The sequence below is a fragment of the Erythrobacter sp. genome (assembly GCF_030066995.1).
Classification (GTDB): domain Bacteria; phylum Pseudomonadota; class Alphaproteobacteria; order Sphingomonadales; family Sphingomonadaceae; genus Erythrobacter.
Genome location: NZ_JASJAP010000001.1, coordinates 65266 through 80420, shown reverse-complemented (window position 1 = coordinate 80420; position 15155 = coordinate 65266). Strand labels below are relative to the sequence as shown.

15 protein-coding genes are annotated in these 15155 nt (G+C 64.5%); 3 read left to right on the top strand and 12 right to left on the bottom strand.

Annotation, left to right across the window (positions count from 1 at the left end; translation table 11 throughout):
- Window positions 1-8: 8 nt before the first annotated feature.
- From QNI87_RS00410 to QNI87_RS00390, 5 genes are all read right to left on the bottom strand, one after another.
- Window positions 9-1406, bottom strand: a complete 1398-nt coding sequence (locus QNI87_RS00410) for an NAD(P)(+) transhydrogenase (Re/Si-specific) subunit beta (protein WP_300595265.1) — start codon at window positions 1404-1406, stop codon at window positions 9-11.
- 188 nt (window positions 1407-1594) lie between these two features.
- Window positions 1595-1876, bottom strand: coding sequence for a proton-translocating transhydrogenase family protein (locus QNI87_RS00405; protein WP_300592450.1), 282 nt, complete (start codon window positions 1874-1876; stop codon window positions 1595-1597).
- Window positions 1876-2019 carry a hypothetical protein gene (locus tag QNI87_RS00400; protein WP_300592447.1) on the bottom strand — a complete coding sequence of 48 codons (144 nt, stop codon included), beginning with the start codon at window positions 2017-2019 and terminating at the stop codon, window positions 1876-1878. Before QNI87_RS00400 ends, QNI87_RS00405 begins: the two co-directional genes overlap by 1 nt.
- Window positions 2016-3137, bottom strand: a complete 1122-nt coding sequence (locus tag QNI87_RS00395) for an NAD(P) transhydrogenase subunit alpha (protein ID WP_300592444.1) — start codon at window positions 3135-3137, stop codon at window positions 2016-2018. The genes QNI87_RS00400 and QNI87_RS00395 overlap by 4 nt, the downstream gene beginning before the upstream one ends.
- A gap of 27 nt (window positions 3138-3164) precedes the next feature.
- A complete protein-coding gene (locus QNI87_RS00390; RefSeq protein ID WP_300592441.1) occupies window positions 3165-3287 on the bottom strand; it encodes a hypothetical protein in 123 nt (40 codons plus the stop codon).
- A 255-nt stretch (window positions 3288-3542) separates the two neighbouring features.
- On the opposite strand from QNI87_RS00390, the gene QNI87_RS00385 reads away from it, so the two are divergent.
- Together QNI87_RS00385 and QNI87_RS00380 are read left to right on the top strand one after the other, a co-directional pair.
- Window positions 3543-4964, top strand: coding sequence for a sigma-54 dependent transcriptional regulator (locus QNI87_RS00385; RefSeq protein WP_300595264.1), 1422 nt, complete (start codon window positions 3543-3545; stop codon window positions 4962-4964).
- 33 nt (window positions 4965-4997) lie between these two features.
- A complete protein-coding gene (locus QNI87_RS00380; protein ID WP_300592439.1) occupies window positions 4998-5783 on the top strand; it encodes an SDR family oxidoreductase in 786 nt (261 codons plus the stop codon).
- A 16-nt stretch (window positions 5784-5799) separates the two neighbouring features.
- On the opposite strand, the gene QNI87_RS00375 is transcribed toward QNI87_RS00380, so the two are convergent.
- The 7 genes from QNI87_RS00375 to QNI87_RS00345 form a co-directional block, all read right to left on the bottom strand.
- Window positions 5800-6963 (bottom strand): alkaline phosphatase D family protein, encoded by a 1164-nt coding sequence (locus QNI87_RS00375; protein ID WP_300592437.1) that lies wholly within the window; start codon window positions 6961-6963, stop codon window positions 5800-5802.
- 75 nt (window positions 6964-7038) lie between these two features.
- On the bottom strand, window positions 7039-8151 hold the full coding sequence (gene folP / locus QNI87_RS00370; protein WP_300592434.1) for a dihydropteroate synthase: 1113 nt from the start codon (window positions 8149-8151) through the stop codon (window positions 7039-7041).
- Window positions 8152-8347: 196 nt separating this feature from the next.
- Window positions 8348-9634 (bottom strand): NADH:flavin oxidoreductase/NADH oxidase family protein, encoded by a 1287-nt coding sequence (locus tag QNI87_RS00365; RefSeq protein WP_300592431.1) that lies wholly within the window; start codon window positions 9632-9634, stop codon window positions 8348-8350.
- A gap of 245 nt (window positions 9635-9879) precedes the next feature.
- A complete protein-coding gene (locus QNI87_RS00360) occupies window positions 9880-10668 on the bottom strand; it encodes a P44/Msp2 family outer membrane protein (RefSeq protein WP_300592428.1) in 789 nt (262 codons plus the stop codon).
- Window positions 10669-10892: 224 nt separating this feature from the next.
- A complete protein-coding gene (locus tag QNI87_RS00355; protein ID WP_300595263.1) occupies window positions 10893-11993 on the bottom strand; it encodes a site-specific DNA-methyltransferase in 1101 nt (366 codons plus the stop codon).
- Window positions 11994-12296: 303 nt separating this feature from the next.
- Window positions 12297-13280, bottom strand: coding sequence for a sodium:calcium antiporter (locus tag QNI87_RS00350; RefSeq protein WP_300592425.1), 984 nt, complete (start codon window positions 13278-13280; stop codon window positions 12297-12299).
- 73 nt (window positions 13281-13353) lie between these two features.
- Entirely contained in the window at window positions 13354-13989 is a 636-nt protein-coding gene (locus tag QNI87_RS00345; protein WP_300592422.1) for a ribonuclease HII, read from the bottom strand.
- Here QNI87_RS00345 and QNI87_RS00340 point away from each other — a divergent pair.
- Complete coding sequence (locus QNI87_RS00340; RefSeq protein WP_300592419.1) at window positions 13988-15151, top strand: PQQ-dependent sugar dehydrogenase; 1164 nt, start codon at window positions 13988-13990, stop codon at window positions 15149-15151. The two genes, QNI87_RS00345 and QNI87_RS00340, sit on opposite strands and share 2 nt — an antisense overlap.
- The last annotated feature ends 4 nt before the right edge of the window (window positions 15152-15155 follow it).

Genomic DNA, 15155 nt, shown 5'->3' with positions numbered 1-15155 from the left:
CCGCAAGCCTAGTCCAGAGCCTTCACGATTTCCTCGACCATCTTCTTGGCGTCCGACAGCAGCATGACGGTCTGCGGCATGTAGAAAACGTCGTTGTCAACGCCCGCATAGCCGACCCCGCCCATCGAGCGCTTGATGAAGAAGACCTGTTTCGCCTTGTCCACGTCGAACACGGGCATGCCGTAAATGGGCGAGGCCTTGTCGGTCTTGGCCGCCGGGTTCACGACGTCGTTCGCGCCGATGATGAAGGCAACATCGGCTTGGGCAAAGTCGGAGTTGATGTCTTCCAGCTCGAACACTTCGTCATAGGGCACGTTCGCTTCGGCCAGCAGCACGTTCATGTGGCCCGGCATGCGGCCTGCGACCGGGTGGATCGCGTATTTGACGTCCACGCCCTTCTCTTTGAGCGCGTCGGCCATTTCGCGCAGCACGTGCTGGGCCTGCGCCACGGCCATGCCATAGCCCGGAATGATGATGACCTTTTCGGCCTGTTCCAGCATGAAGGCGGCATCGTCAGCGCTGCCCTGCTTGTAGGGGCGCTGTTCGCGCGGTTCGCCGCTCGCGCCCGCGCTGTCATCCGCGCCAAAGCCGCCCGCGATCACGCTGATGAAGCTGCGGTTCATGGCCTTGCACATGATGTAGGAAAGGATCGCGCCCGAGGAGCCGACCAGTGCGCCGGTGATGATCATCGCGCTGTTGCCGAGCGTGAAGCCCATCGCCGCGGCTGCCCAGCCGGAGTAGCTGTTCAGCATGGAGACGACGACCGGCATGTCCGCGCCGCCAATCGGGATGATCAACAAAAAGCCGATGGCAAAGGCGAGGATGGTGATGGCGATGATTTGCCAGCCATCGCCTGCGGCGCCCTCGGGCGAGACGGCGTAGAAACCGATAATGCCAAGGATAGCCGCCAGCGTGCCGAGATTGATCACGTGGCGGGCGGGCAGAAGGATCGGCGATCCGCTCATCCGGCCAGACAGCTTGAGGAAGGCGATGACAGAGCCTGAGAACGTGATCGCGCCGATGGCGATACCCAGACCCAGCTCGATCCGGCTGACCATCAGGATCTGGTCCGCCTCGTCGAGAATGCCGAACGCGCCGGGGTTCAGCCACGCCGCCAGGCCCACCACAACGGCGGCGAGACCAACCAGCGAGTGGAAGCCCGCGACAAGCTCGGGCATGGACGTCATGGCAATCCGCCGCGCGATGACAAAGCCGATCGCACCGCCAATCGCGACCGCGATGGCGATTTCGTACCAGGTCGCAAGTTCGTGCGTGATCAGCGTCGTGCCCACGGCCAGCACCATGCCGACCATGCCATAGCGATTGCCCGCGCGGCTCGTGGCGGGGCTGGAAAGCCCGCGCAGCGCAAGGATGAAGAACACGCCCGAAACGAGATAGGCGAGCATCGCCCAGGCGGGCGTGCCGGTGTCGCCGGTGGCGGCGTGGGCGGGGGTGGCGATCAGAGCCGTCATTCCGGCGAAGGCCGGGAGTCGAAGACGAGCGAAGCCAATCCAGATGCGGTGCCCCAGGGACTGGACCCCGGCCTGCGCCGGGGTGACAGTTTTGATGGAAGCGGAAGCGAGTGTGCCCATCCTCACTTCTCCTTCTTCTTGTACATCGCCAGCATGCGCTCGGTCACGGCAAAGCCGCCGAAGATGTTCACGCTCGCCAGCACCACGCCGAACAGGCCGAGATACTTTGCCACCGCCGTATCCGCTTCGGCCGCCGCAATCAGCGCGCCGACGATAATCACCGAGGAAATCGCGTTGGTCACAGCCATCAAGGGCGTGTGCAGCGCCGGGGTGACCGACCAGACTACATAGTAGCCGACGAAACACGCCAGCACGAAGATCGAGAGGATTGAGATAAAGTCCATTATTCGACGGCCTCCGCCCTGTTGTCACGTTCAGCCATGTCGCTGCCCAGCACGTAGCCGGCTCTGTACGCAAAGATCACGATGACGATGAGAAGTATGGCAGCAAGCGCCAGCCAACTGATGCCCTTCTTCACTTCGGTCACCCCTTCAGCCTCTCGTTCACGACTTCCCCGCCCTTGGTCAGGCGGATTGCGTCGCCGATTTCTTCGTCGAATTCCGGTTTGCCCGCTTCCTTGTCCCAGAAGGCCTGGAACATGGTGAAGTGGTTGCGCGCGAACAGCGCCGAGGCGTCGGCGGGCAAGGTCGCGGGGGTGTTCGAATAGCCGATGATCTTGACGCCGTGCTTCTCGACCACCTCGTCGGCGACCGAGCCTTCGACATTGCCGCCTTGGGCTACCGCGAGGTCGTAAATAACGCTGCCCGGCTTCATCGTCGCGATCTGCGCGTCGGTTATGAGAACCGGCGCCGCGCGTCCGGGAATAAGCGCCGTTGTGATGACGATGTCCTGCTTGGCTATGTGTTCGCTCACAAGCTTGGCTTGCGCCGCCTTGTACTCATCGCTCATTTCGGTCGCGTAGCCGCCCGAGCCCTCGCCCTCGATGCCTTCGACGTCCTCGACGAAGATCGCCTTCGCGCCCAGGCTCTCGATCTGCTCCTTGGTGGCCGAGCGCACGTCGGTCGCGGAAACCTGCGCGCCCAGACGCCGCGCGGTGGCGATGGCTTGCAGACCCGCGACGCCCACGCCCATGACGAAGCACTTGGCCGCCTGAACCGTGCCCGCCGCCGTCATCATCATCGGAAAGGCGCGGCCATAGGTGTCCGCTGCCGCCAGAACCGCCTTGTATCCCGAAAGGTTGGACTGGCTTGAGAGCACATCCATCCCTTGCGCGCGAGTGATGCGCGGCATGAATTCCATCGACAGCGCCTCAAGCCCGGCTTTCGCGTAAGCCTCGACCACATCGCCCTTCTGGAAAGGATCGAACAGGGCCGCCACCATCGCGCCCGGCTTCGCGCCCTTTAAAAGCGCGACATCGGGCGCCTGGATGGCCAGCACGATATCGGCGTCTTTCACCACCTCTGCGGCGCTCGCCACACTGGCTCCGGCCTCGGCAAAAGCGGCATCGGAGATCGCCGCTGCAACCCCCGCGCCGCTTTCGACGGCGAGATCGTTTCCGAGCCCTGCGAACTTCTTGATCGTCTCCGGCGTCGCGGCAACCCGCGTTTCGCCCGGTGCGCGCTCTTTCAGAACAGCAATCTTCACGTAAGCTTGGCCCCTTTTGCGGCTGATTTATCCGGCTATCGCGGCGACCACGATAAAAACGATGATCGCAATAATCGGGATGACCCATTTGAGCGTGCTCATGAAGCCGCCGTAGAGTTTACCCTTCTGCTCGAAATCCTGGCCTGGCATAGGCGTGGTGTTCCCTCTTGATGATCCCAAACGGCGCAAACGGCAAAAAGTTGCCGAATTCGCGCCCCGATGCTTCGCAAGCGCCCGTATCGGAGGCGGCGGCCTAGCTCAAGCCCTGCGCAACCGCCTTGCCTCCTCATCGGCGGGGACAATCAGCCTTAATCCCGTCTTTACTTAACTGCCCTATCTCGTGTGCCTCGTTTCACCCCGGGCCTGTTTCACGCCCGGATTTGCTGGGAGGACGGGCGCCGCGCCATGTCGGACGCAGACCAACGCCTTGTCATGCTGATTGATGATGAGCCAGCGCAAAGCCGGCTCATAACGGCCATTGCCGCGCGCGATGGCTGGCGCACAATCGTTGCGAAGGACCCGGACACCGCGATCGCCACGCTGGGCACGCGCGAAGGCATGCAATTGTCGGCTATTCTTCTGGATCAATGGGTTCCGGGCGATGACGCCTGCGCCCTGATCCGCGAGTTGAAGGAGCGTCGCCCCGCGCTTCCGATCCTGATGCTCACCACCAGCGCCTCTCCGCTGCTGGCCGTCGAGGCGATGCGCGCGGGCGCGAGCGACTATCTGATCAAGCCGATATCGCCCGACCGGCTGATGGAGGCCCTGCGCGCCGTCACGCACCGCGAATCGCCGCGCGACGAGCTCGCCCCGCTGACCGAGAAGATGTCGGCGACCCTCGATTTCGACGCGATGATCGGAACCGCGCCCCCGTTTCGCACCGCGCTGGCCCAGGCCGCCAAGGCCGCGCGCGGGCACGCGCATTCGCTGATCGAGGGAGAAAGCGGTACAGGCAAGGAAATGCTGATGCGGGCGATGCACGCCGCCTCGCCGCGCGCCAAGGCGCCCTTGCGCATCATCAATGTCGGCAGCGTGCCGCAGAATTCGCTCGAATCGACCCTGTTCGGCCACGAACCCAACGCTTTTCCCGGCGCCTTCGATCGCCAGATCGGCGCGATGCAGCATTGCGACGGCGGCACCTTGTTGCTCGATGACGTCGATCGCATCGCGGCAAGTGTGCAGGAACGGCTTGCCGAAGCGCTCGAAAGCGGCATCGTCCGCCCGGTTGGCGCGGCGCATGGCTTTCGCGTCGATGTGCGTCTGCTTTCGGCCAGCAACGGGTCGCTCGGCGCGCTGGTCAAGGCGGGCAAGTTCGACGCGAAGCTCGCTGAAAAGCTGGGCGCAACCCGGATCACGCTGCCGCCCTTGCGTGAGCGCACAGGGGATATTCCGGGCCTCACCCGCCATTTCCTTGCCCGCATCGGCGAACAGCCGGGTCTGCGGCCGCTGTCGGTGAGCGACAGCGCGCTCGCCTTGCTCGCCGCCTATGACTGGCCGGGCAATGTGCGCCAGCTGCAATCCGTCCTGTTTCGCGCGGCGGTCTATTGCGACGGCAACACCCTGACCGCCGAAAGCTTCCCCCAGCTCTCGGAAATGCTGGGCGAGCAGGACGTGCCCGAAAGCGCGCACCTGCACGAAGGCGTGGGCGTGATGCTTTACACCGAAGACGGCAATCTGCGTCCGCTTGAAGAAATCGAAGCCGACGTGATCCGCCTCGCCATCGGCCACTATCGCGGGCGGATGACCGAAGTCGCGCGCCGGCTCGGCATCGGGCGCTCGACGCTCTATCGCAAGCTGTCCGACCTTGGGATCGACAACGCCGCTTGATCGCTTGCACGCCAGCGCCTAGCGCTTCGCGGCATGGATGGGATCATGGATTTTTCGGGGCGCAGCGCGCTCGTCACCGGCGCGGGATCGGGAATTGGCGCGGCCTGCGCGAAAGCTCTGGCCGAGCGTGGCTGCGCCAAGCTCTTCCTGAACGATATAAGCGCTGACGGCATCGAGGCGCTGGCGCTCGATTGCGAGGTTGTGCCGGTTATCGGATCGGTCGCGGATGAGGCCATGTGGAACGCTCTTGAACCCCAATTGACGGGCCTTGATCATGCCGTCGTGAACGCAGGGGTCGGCGGGTACGGCGCCGTCGCCAATCTCTCCTTTGCCGAGTGGCGCCGCGTCATGGATGTCAATCTTGACGGCGCGTTCCTGACGCTGCGCTGCGCGCTCAGAGCGATCAAGGCGGGCGGCAAGGACACAGGCGGCAAGGACACAGGCGGCAGCGTTGTCATCACCGCCTCTTCGACCGGAGTGAAGCCCGTGCCCATGATCGGGCCCTACGGTCCCGCCAAAGCCGCCGTCGCGCATATGGCGCGCATCGCGGCGATGGAGAACGCGCCCGACAACATTCGCGTCAACGCGATTGCACCCGGCGGCGTCGACACCGCGATCTGGGAGACCGGGGACGACTTCAACCGCTCGGTCGAAGCGATTGGCCGCGACAAGACCATTGCGCGCATGGCCAAAACCACGCCTTTGGGACGCTTTGCCACCGCAGACGAAATTGCGGGCACCATCCTCTATCTGCTCAGCGACGCCGGATCGAACATCACCGGCCATGTGCTTGTTTCGGACGGCGGCTTTACGCTTTGACCACGAACGCGCGCCGTCACCACGCATAGGCGTGCGCGGTCAATGTCTCACTCGCCCGGTCCTTGAGCGTCACAGTCACCTCGCGCTCGGCCCAATCGAAGTCGACCATACCGTAATTCTCGACGTTGTAGAACAGCGAAACGCGGCTTGGATCAGGCTCGCGCTGTGAGTTCTCCTCGGCGCTGCGCCAATAAGCGCGGTTGAGCGAGGAACTGGTGATCTCCCAGAATTCCTCACCCTGGTGCTCGGTTTTGTAGACCCCGCCCGAATGGCGATCGCCCGACAAGAGCACCAGCCCGCTTTCCTCGCGCGAGGCCAGAGCGTCGAACAGCCTGGTGCGCTCAAGCGGGAAGTTCTCCCAGCTCTCGAAATTGTGCGCCTCAGTGATGATCTGGATCGAGGACGCCACGATCCGCAGGTCCGCTGGTTTCGCCAACTCCGCTTCCAGCCATCGCCATTGCTCAGGGCCCAGCACGGTTGCGGCGGGATCGGTGTCGGGCACATAGACGCCAAGCGGCGGGCGCTCGTTGCTCCACGGCATGCGTTTGAGATCCGAACGGAAGAAGCGTGTATCGAGCAGGATGATCTGAACCCGCTGTCCCTGCGGACCCACGGTGACGCTGTCGTAGATGCCATCGCGCGCGCGCACCGCATCGGATGAACCCCAGAATTCCTCGAACATCGCCTCGGCCCAGCGCCGCATGGGGAAGCTCGCGCCCTTGTCGTTGAGGCCGTAATCGTGATCGTCCCACGTCGCGAGCATCGGCACGCCCTTGCGCAGGCGCTGCCATTCGGGATGGGCGGCCTGTTCTTCGTAGGACACGCGCAGGCTTTCAAGCGCCGCGTCCCCGTCCCACGCGCTGTCGCCATAGACGTTGTCGCCCAGCATCAGGAACAGCTGCGGGTCGGCGCTGAGCACCTCGTCCCACATGTGCTGGCTCGCCGACTGGTGGTTGCAGCTGCCAAAGGCGACGCGGGTGAGCGTTTGCGCCGGGCTGAGCGAAGGGCCCTCGCCCGCATTGGGCAAAACCGTGCTTTGACGCAGCCGCGCGTAATACGGAGCCAGCAGCTCGTCGGGCGAGAGGGTGACTGTGTCCGGCGCGCTCTGGTCCGCCGCTGAGGGCGTCGCGGTGAGGGCCAGCGCGGCGCTTGCGAGAAAGAGCTGGGTGAAACGAGCCATGGACAGTCCCCTTCGTTCGATAGCGCTCGCCGTGTTGCCTGCCCTGCGTGACGGCTTGGAGACGAACGGCCCCCTTTACTCTTCGGGCAGACCGCTGAAATCGGTCAGCGCCGCGTCGCGCAGGCCCCGCCACACATTGCGCGCCTGCACGCTTTCAGCGACGTCGTGGACGCGCAAAAGGTGCACGCCTGCATCCATCGCCTCGGTGGCGAGCGCGATCGAACCGCCAAGGCGCTGATCCACCGCTTCCTCGCTTGAGAGCGCGCCGATCATCCGCTTGCGGCTGAGCCCGACCAGCAACGGAGAGCCCAGCGCGTGAAAAAGCGGCAAGGCGTTCAAGAGCGCCAGATTGTCTGTCAGCGATTTGCCGAAACCGATACCCGGATCGAGCATGATGCGATCGGCTGCGATGCCCCCCGCGATCGCCTTTTCGCGTGCGTGTCTCAGGAACTCGAAAACTGCGCTGACGACATCTTCAAAATCTCCACCCTCGTGCAGATCGTCGCCCTTGCCCGGCGCGTGCATCAGCGCCACCGGGCACCCGCTTGCCGCCACAAGCTCTTGCATCCGGTCATCGTAGCGCATGGCCGAAACATCGTTCGCCATATGCGCGCCCGCCTCAAGACCGGCTTCGAGCACGCCCGCGCGGCGCGTGTCGAGGCTGATCGCGGCGCCCATGGAGGCGCAGTATTCGATCGCGGGCAGCACCCGGTCCTTCTCATCGCCCTCCCAGACCGCCTGAGCGCCCGGACGCGTGCTCTCGCCGCCAATATCGATGATCGCCGCGCCCGCTTCCAGCATGGCGGCGGCGTGCGCGCGGCCCGCTTCAACCGCGTCGAAATCGCCGCCATCGGAGAAACTGTCGGGCGTGACGTTGAGGATACCCATGATCTGCGGCTGATCCAAGCGGATCGTGCGCTCGCCCAGTTGCAGGGGCGGGTGAACCTTGGCGAGGTTTTCCCATTGCCGCTCCGCTTCCTGGCCCAGCGGCCCGTCCAGCGAGCCGATCGCCTGCATCGCCTCGCGCGCGCCGAACAGCCGCCGTTCGAGTACCTTCGCGCCGTCGCGCACGGTCATGGCAAACCGGCTGGCGTAGACGAGGCTGCCGCCGAGCCGGATCGCCGCGCCCTCCTCAGCCTGCGGCGAAAGCGCCGTGCCGATCGGCTGAACGGTGACGGTGGCGCTCAACTCATCGCTCCTGGAGAACGCCTGACACACCCGGCACACTGTCCTGGGCGCGAAAACAGCCCGCTATGCGCACGCCGGGACAAGGGCGAAGCACGATGATGGTTGACGCAAGGGTTGCTCATGAGCACGCGTTTAGCGAAGCCGCCACCCCTAGGACAGGCGCGAAACGGGGTTATGCGACGCTCTTTGCCGCCGCTCACGCCGCGCGCATTGCCTTTAATCGCTGCGCGTGTTCCTTCTCGACCGATCGCCACGCCTTGAACACCGAGAGCTGCGGGTCGGTCACCCCGGTCCGCCCGAGCGCGTAAATCTGCATGTAGAACCAGAACTGCGTCGCAAAACCGGCCATGGCGCGCACGGTCTTGATCCCTTCGAGAAAGCGCAGAGCCCCGGGCAGCAGTGAGAGATTCTTCTCCGCGCTCGGCAGGCGGTCCGCGCCCTCCAGAATTCGCCGCGCGCCATCGGGCGCGACGCACAGCGGTCGGCCAAGCCCGATCACATCCGCTGCGCCGCTGGAGACCGCCTGCTCCATAGCCGCGCGACTGCGAAACCCTCCGGTGACCATCAGCGGCGCATCGACCGCGTCCTTCATGGCTTTGGCGAAATCGACGAAATAGGCCTCGCGCGCCACCGTCGAAGCGGCAACCCCCGGATCTTCGGCGGGCTCCATCCCCTCAATGCCGAGCAATTTGGGCTGCTCGTAGGTGCCGCCCGAAATCTCGATCAGATCGACGCCGCGCTCTTGCAGCCAGCCGACAACGCTCACGCTGTCTTCGAAGGCAAATCCGCCTTTCTGAAAGTCGGCGCTGTTGAGTTTGACGCTGATCGGGAATGCGGGGCCGACGGCGGCGCGCGATCGCTCGATCACGGTGAGCAGCAGCCGCGCCCGGTTCTCAAGGCTGCCGCCCCAGCGATCGGTGCGCCGGTTGGAACGCGGGCTCAGGAATTGCGAGATGAGATAGCCGTGCGCGGCGTGGATCTGAACGCCGGTGAAGCCCACCTCCCGGCAGATTCGCACGGCCCGCGCGAAGCGTTCGACGATGTCTTCGATCTCCGCGTCCTCCAGCGCAACCGGTTCGCCAAACTGACCGCCGGGAAGGCCCAGCTTGACCGCCGAAGGCGCCTTGGGATGCGGGTTGATCATCGCGAAGGTCTGGCGCCCGGCGTGGCTGATCTGGGCCCAGAAATGGTTGCCGCCCCGCGTTCCGGCGGCGGTCCAGCGCTGAAAGGCGGCCTTCTCTTCGGCGTTCAGTTCGCGATCGAGAATGACGTTGCCTGGGCGTTCGAGGTGATCGCGGTCGATCTGGACATTGCCGGACAAGAGCATCCCGCATCCGCCATCCGACCAGACGCCGTAGAGCCGTTCCAGTTCGGGCGTCGGAAGCCCGCGCGCATCGGCCAACCCTTCGGTCATCGCGGCCTTGGCGAGGCGATTGGGAAGCTGCGCCCCGCACGGCAGCGTAAGCGGTTGGGAAAGGGTCATGAGCGCGCGTCCTCCTGGAGTTCTGGCTTCTGGGGTTCTGGCTTTTGGGGTTCTGGCTTTTGGGGTTCTGGCTTTTGTGGTTCTGGCTTTTGTGGTTCTGGCGGGTCCGAGTTTCGCGCTGCGTGCTAGCACACCCGCAAAATCACACCAGTCGCCCGCGCGCCGCGACGCGTTGAACGCAAAGAAAAGGGGCCGAACCCACGCGGCCCGGCCCCTTCGTTTAGCGCAGTTGGCGATGCGCGCACTCAGCTCCCCAGTTTCACGCGCACGCCCGCAGTCACCAGCGACTGACCGGTCTCGACGCCCAGCGTCGCGGGCAACAGGTTCAGCGCGACATCGGTGTCTTCGAACGAATCGCGCCAGGTGTACTGGCCGAACAGCTCGATCCGCTCGGTCACCTCGAAGCTTGCGCCGGCCATCAGCTGATAGGCCAGCGCGCCATCCTCGTCGTCCGCCACATCGACGCTCGAGGGCTCATACTCGACATCGCTCCACTGATAGCCCGCGCCCGCGCCGACATAGGGCTTGAAGCCGCTGCCGGTGTTGATGTCGTAGAAGACATTCGCGAACAGGCCGACATTGGTGACGTCGCCCTGCCCGTCGGCGATGACCTCGCCAACGGTGGGGTTGGACGCGTCCGCGGGTTCGCGGGTGAGAACCGCAACATCCACCGTGTCGATATCGGCGCCGCCGACCGTGAGGCCGCTATGCGTGTCGACATCGTATTTGGAGTAGGCAAGCTCGGCTTCGACGCGCAAACCGTTGTCGAAGGCGTAGCCCACCTGGCCGTTGATAGCGAAGCCGGTGTCGTACTCCGTGTTCCAGTCGAGCGTGGTGTCGGCCGCAATGGCGTCGAAGTCCGCCGTGGCGGGTACCGTTTCATCGAACTGACCGGCGTTGCGGCTGTCTTCGGGCAGCGCGACGCCGCCGCTCAGGCCGATATACGGCCCCTCCGCCTTGGCCTGCGCGGGCAGTGCGAGCGCCAGAACGGCGGCGCTGCAAGCGACGAGATAGGTGAACGTGTTGTGTGGCATTTTTGGCCTCCTTTTAGTGACACGCGGAGCCGAGGCGCCGCGCATGAAAGCCCCCAATTCGGCCCGGATCCCGGCCCGAGCCATGCGCGGGCACGAGCAGGTTTGCGCTGCGGATGCAAATGAACTGCAACCAAGCGACAAGAAATTACGTTGAAATTTCAATTAATTGGAGGTTCAGCTTCGTCACAAAGCGTTACAACAACGCCACAAACCTGGAAGGCCGCTCAGTCCTCGTTGGCGAGCAGAAACAGCTGGCGCGCCGCGTCCACGGGCAGAACCTCGCCGCCCTTCTCGTAATGCCAGAAGGTCCAGCCGTTGCAGCTCGGCGCGCCTTGCAAATCCTTGCCGAGGCCGTGGATCGAGCCCGACATGGCTTTGCCATTCTGGCCGTCGATCTCCAGCGACCCATCCGCGCGCACCGTCGCAATCCAGCGGCGTTTCTTGTCGAACACCTTTGTGCCGGGCGGGATCAACGCGTTTTCGACCAATGTCCCGAAGGCGACCCGGGGCGCGGTCTTCTTGCTCTGCATCGTTTTCAGGGCGCTCTCATCGAGCGGCAATTCCTTGGCGATCCGCTTCGTTGCCACTTCGCGGTAGAAATCCTCGCGCTCGCAGCCGATCCATTCGCGGCCCAGACGCTTGGCGACCGCGCCGGTCGTGCCGGTGCCGAAAAACGGATCGAGCACCACATCGCCCGCCTCGGTGGTCGCGAGCAGCACGCGGTAGAGCAGCGCTTCGGGCTTCTGCGTCGGATGCGCTTTCTTGCCGTTTTCCTTCAGGCGTTCCTGGCCCGCGCAAATCGGCAGCACCCAGTCGCTGCGCATCTGAAGCTCGTCGTTCAGCGTCTTCATAGCGCGGTAATTGAAGTGGTAGCGCGCCTTTTCGCCCATGCTCGCCCAGATCAGCGTTTCGTGCGCGTTGGTGAAACGCGTGCCCTTGAAATTGGGCATCGGGTTGGTCTTGCGCCACACAATGTCGTTGAGGATCCAGAAGCCCAGATCCTGCAGGATCGCTCCGACACGGAAGATGTTGTGATAGCTCCCGATCACCCACAGCGCGCCATCGGGTTTCAGGACCCGGCGCGCTTCGGTCAGCCAGTTTCTCGTAAACTCGTCATAGGCGCGGAAGCTGGAAAACTGGTCCCAATGATCGGTCACCGCGTCGACTTCCGAGCCATCGGGCCGGTTCAAGTCGCCGCCAAGCTGGAGGTTGTAGGGAGGATCGGCAAACACGCAGTCGATCGAGTTATCAGGCAGCGAACGCATCGCCTCGATGCAGTCGCCAGAGAGGATTTGACCTGTGGGCAGGCGGGTTTGCAGGTCCAGTTCGGCCTGAACAGCGGTCTTGGCGCCTTGGGTCTTGGCCTCGGGGGTCTTGGCCCCGGGGGTCTTGGCCCGCCTGGTTCTGGTCTCGATCACGCCCACGAATTGTCCTCAAAGCCTCGCGCGCTGACAGCACGCATCAAAGTTATCCACAGGGTGAGTCCAACTGGTACCCTCGTCAAGCCAAGAGTTTTCGCGGCTTATGGTTAATAGGGCGTCAACGCCCCAGCGCTTGCGGCGGAACGAAAGGTGACCCCACTAGATGTTGAGTCCCCGGCGGCGTGACGGACTCCAGATAAGGGGGTGTTACCGGAAAGACTCGGCCACTTGCCCGATTTGGGTTGCGTCGGCCGCGGCCTCGCCGGGCAGGACGAAAACGAGGATCACATTGGCCGTAAAGCCGATCAGGAGCGCCGCGCCGAGCAGCCGTCCGATCCCTTTGGCGAACCACAACAGCGCCAGCAGCGCCGCCGCGCTCGCGGCGAGCAGCGGCAATTGCAGCGCCAGAAGGTCTTCCGGCAAGGGCTGCGGCGCGATGCTCATGGTGGCGCCGCCGATCAGCAGGATGTTGTAGATGTTCGATCCCACGACATTGCCCAGCGCCAGCCCCGATTTGCCGCGCAGAGCCGCCGCGATCGAGGCGGCCAATTCGGGAAGCGAGGTGCCGACCGCGACGACGGTCAGGCCAATCACGGTCTCGGGCACCTTGAAAATCGTCGCCAGCGCGATCGCCCCTTCCACCAGCGCCTGACCACCCAGCACGAGGATGACGAGCCCGGCCACAAACAGGCTGCCCGCCAGCAAGCCGTTCACCTTGGCGCTTTGCCCCGGCTCTTCGAGGGCGCTCTCGCCGGGAAAAAAGTAGCGCCAGACGATATAGGCGAGGATGCCCGCCAGCAGCGCGATCCCGATCCACTGCGCGCCCGCCCCGGAGGCTGCGAGGCCCCAGAGAAGCAGCGTCGCGGCCAAGGCCACCACCGCGTCGCGCCGCCCCGATCCTGTCAGCGCGATCGGCATGACGAGCGCGGAGGTGCCAAGGATGAGCAGCGTGTTCGCCAGATTGGAGCCGACGACATTACCCCAGGCGATCTCGGGCGATCCCGAAAGCGCGGCCTGCACGCTCGCGACCATTTCGGGCATCGAGGTTGCAAAGCCGACGATCACGAGCCCGGTCACAAGCGTCGAGACGCCAAGCTTTTGCGCAATCCCCACCGCGCCGCGAACCAGCAGTTCGCCGCCAACGGCCAGGCCAACCAGACCGGCAAGGCTCAGAAGAATCGCGTTCAGCATGGCTGTGGGCGCTTAGGGCACTCGCGGGGTTTGAGCAAAGCCTCCCCATCGCCTCTCAGAACAGCGTCGCCTTTCAAAGAAGCGTCGCCTGCGCGACGGGCGCGAAAGAGCGCCGGTGCAGCGGCGTTGGACCATGGAGGCGCAGAGCTTCCATGTGATCCTTGGTCCCGTACCCCTTGTTGCGTTCCCAGCCATATTGCGGATGACGCTCAGCCGCGGCGATCATCAGGCGGTCGCGATGCTCCTTGGCGAGGATGGAGGCGGCGCTGATCGCCGGTTCGATCCCGTCGCCCCCCACAATCGCGCGTGCGGGCCATCGCCAGTCTGCGCACCGCCCCTCGGGCGTCTGGTTTCCGTCGATCAAGACCATTTCGGGCGGCGCCGCGAGAGCGTGCGCCAGTTCGTCCACGCAGCGCGTCATCGCCAGCATGGTCGCCTGAAAGATATTCACCCGGTCGATCTCGTCCGGTTCCGCAACCGCGATCGCGAACACGCTGCTTGAACGGATCGCTTTTTCGAGGCCTGCGCGGCGCTTGGGCGATAATTTCTTGGAATCGTTCAGGCCAGGGAGTACGGCCTCGCCATCTTTCAGGCCCAAAACGCACGCCGCGGCCACGACCGGTCCGGCAAGCGGCCCGCGCCCCGCTTCGTCAACACCGATGACAAGCGGTCGGGTATCCCAATCGAAGACCGGAGCACTCGCTGTCATGAAAACACTCTCCAAGCTGCCCCTTGCACTCTCCCTTTCCGCCGCCGCGCTGGCAAGCTGTGCGCTGGCGCAAGATGGGGATACCCCCGGCGTGCCGACGGCTGAGGCTGGTCTGAGCGTGGAGCCCATGGGCGCATTCGACCAGCCCTGGGCGATCGAATTCCTGCCCGGCACCACCACGCTGGCGATCACGGAAAAGTCCGGCGCGCTCAAGCTCATGAAAACCGACACGGGCGAAGTCGTGACCATTACCGGCACGCCCGAGGTCGATTATGGCGGCCAGGGCGGTCTGGGCGACATCGCCTTCCTTGAAAGCGAAGCGGAGCGCGACGATGGCCGCACCATCTATCTGAGCTGGGCCGAAGCGGGCGAGGACAACACGCGCGGCGCGGCGGTGGGCAAAGGCCTGCTGCGGTGCAAGGACGAGACCGGTGAGGCGAGCTGCGCAATCGAAGGGCTCGAAGTGATCTGGCGTCAGGGGCCAAAGGTGACCGGGCGCGGCCACTATTCGCACCGGCTCCAAATCTCGCCCGATGGACAATACCTCTTTGTCGCCAGCGGCGACCGCCAGAAGCAGACGCCCGCGCAGGATCTGACCAACACGCTGGGCACGATTGTGCGCCTGAACCTCGACGGGACGCCCGCTGCGGGGAACCCGTTCGCCGACCAGGACGGCGTGCCGCCGGAAATCTGGTCGTACGGCCATCGCAACATTCTGGGCATGGATTTTGCGCCCGACGGCACGCTGTGGGAGGTCGAACACGGCCCCAAGGGCGGCGACGAACTCAACCGCGTTGAGCGCGCGAACAATTACGGCTGGCCCACCCGCTCTTACGGCATAAACTACAACGGCTCGGACATCCCCGATCACACCGCCGATGACGGATTCATCAAGCCCGCGATCCATTGGACGCCCGTCATCGCGCCGGGCGATATGATCATCTACGATGGCGAGATGTTCGGCCCGTGGAACGGCCAGGCGCTGATCACCGGGCTCAAGACCAAGGCGCTGGTGCGCGTCGCGCTGAACGGCGAGGCGGCCAGCGAAGAGGAACGCTACGCCTTCGACAATCGCCTGCGCTCGATCGAGCAGGGCCCCGATGGTGCGATCTGGCTGGCCGAAGACGGCAAGGATGGCCGTATCCTGAAAGTGACGATGTGAGTTA

Bases quoted from the DNA above. Each gene is read 5' to 3' on its own strand.
- QNI87_RS00410 (WP_300595265.1), bottom strand. From the start codon at position 1,406: ATGCTCGCCTATCTCGTTTCGGGCGTGTTCTTCATCCTTGCGCTGCGC.
- QNI87_RS00405 (WP_300592450.1), bottom strand. From the start codon at position 1,876: ATGGACTTTATCTCAATCCTCTCGATCTTCGTGCTGGCGTGTTTCGTC.
- QNI87_RS00390 (WP_300592441.1), bottom strand. From the start codon at position 3,287: ATGCCAGGCCAGGATTTCGAGCAGAAGGGTAAACTCTACGGCGGCTTC.
- QNI87_RS00385 (WP_300595264.1), top strand. From the start codon at position 3,543: ATGTCGGACGCAGACCAACGCCTTGTCATGCTGATTGATGATGAGCCA.
- QNI87_RS00380 (WP_300592439.1), top strand. From the start codon at position 4,998: ATGGATGGGATCATGGATTTTTCGGGGCGCAGCGCGCTCGTCACCGGC.
- QNI87_RS00375 (WP_300592437.1), bottom strand. From the start codon at position 6,963: ATGGCTCGTTTCACCCAGCTCTTTCTCGCAAGCGCCGCGCTGGCCCTC.
- QNI87_RS00365 (WP_300592431.1), bottom strand. From the start codon at position 9,634: ATGACCCTTTCCCAACCGCTTACGCTGCCGTGCGGGGCGCAGCTTCCC.
- QNI87_RS00360 (WP_300592428.1), bottom strand. From the start codon at position 10,668: ATGCCACACAACACGTTCACCTATCTCGTCGCTTGCAGCGCCGCCGTT.
- QNI87_RS00350 (WP_300592425.1), bottom strand. From the start codon at position 13,280: ATGCTGAACGCGATTCTTCTGAGCCTTGCCGGTCTGGTTGGCCTGGCC.
- QNI87_RS00340 (WP_300592419.1), top strand. From the start codon at position 13,988: ATGAAAACACTCTCCAAGCTGCCCCTTGCACTCTCCCTTTCCGCCGCC.
- QNI87_RS00345 (WP_300592422.1), bottom strand. From the start codon at position 13,989: ATGACAGCGAGTGCTCCGGTCTTCGATTGGGATACCCGACCGCTTGTC.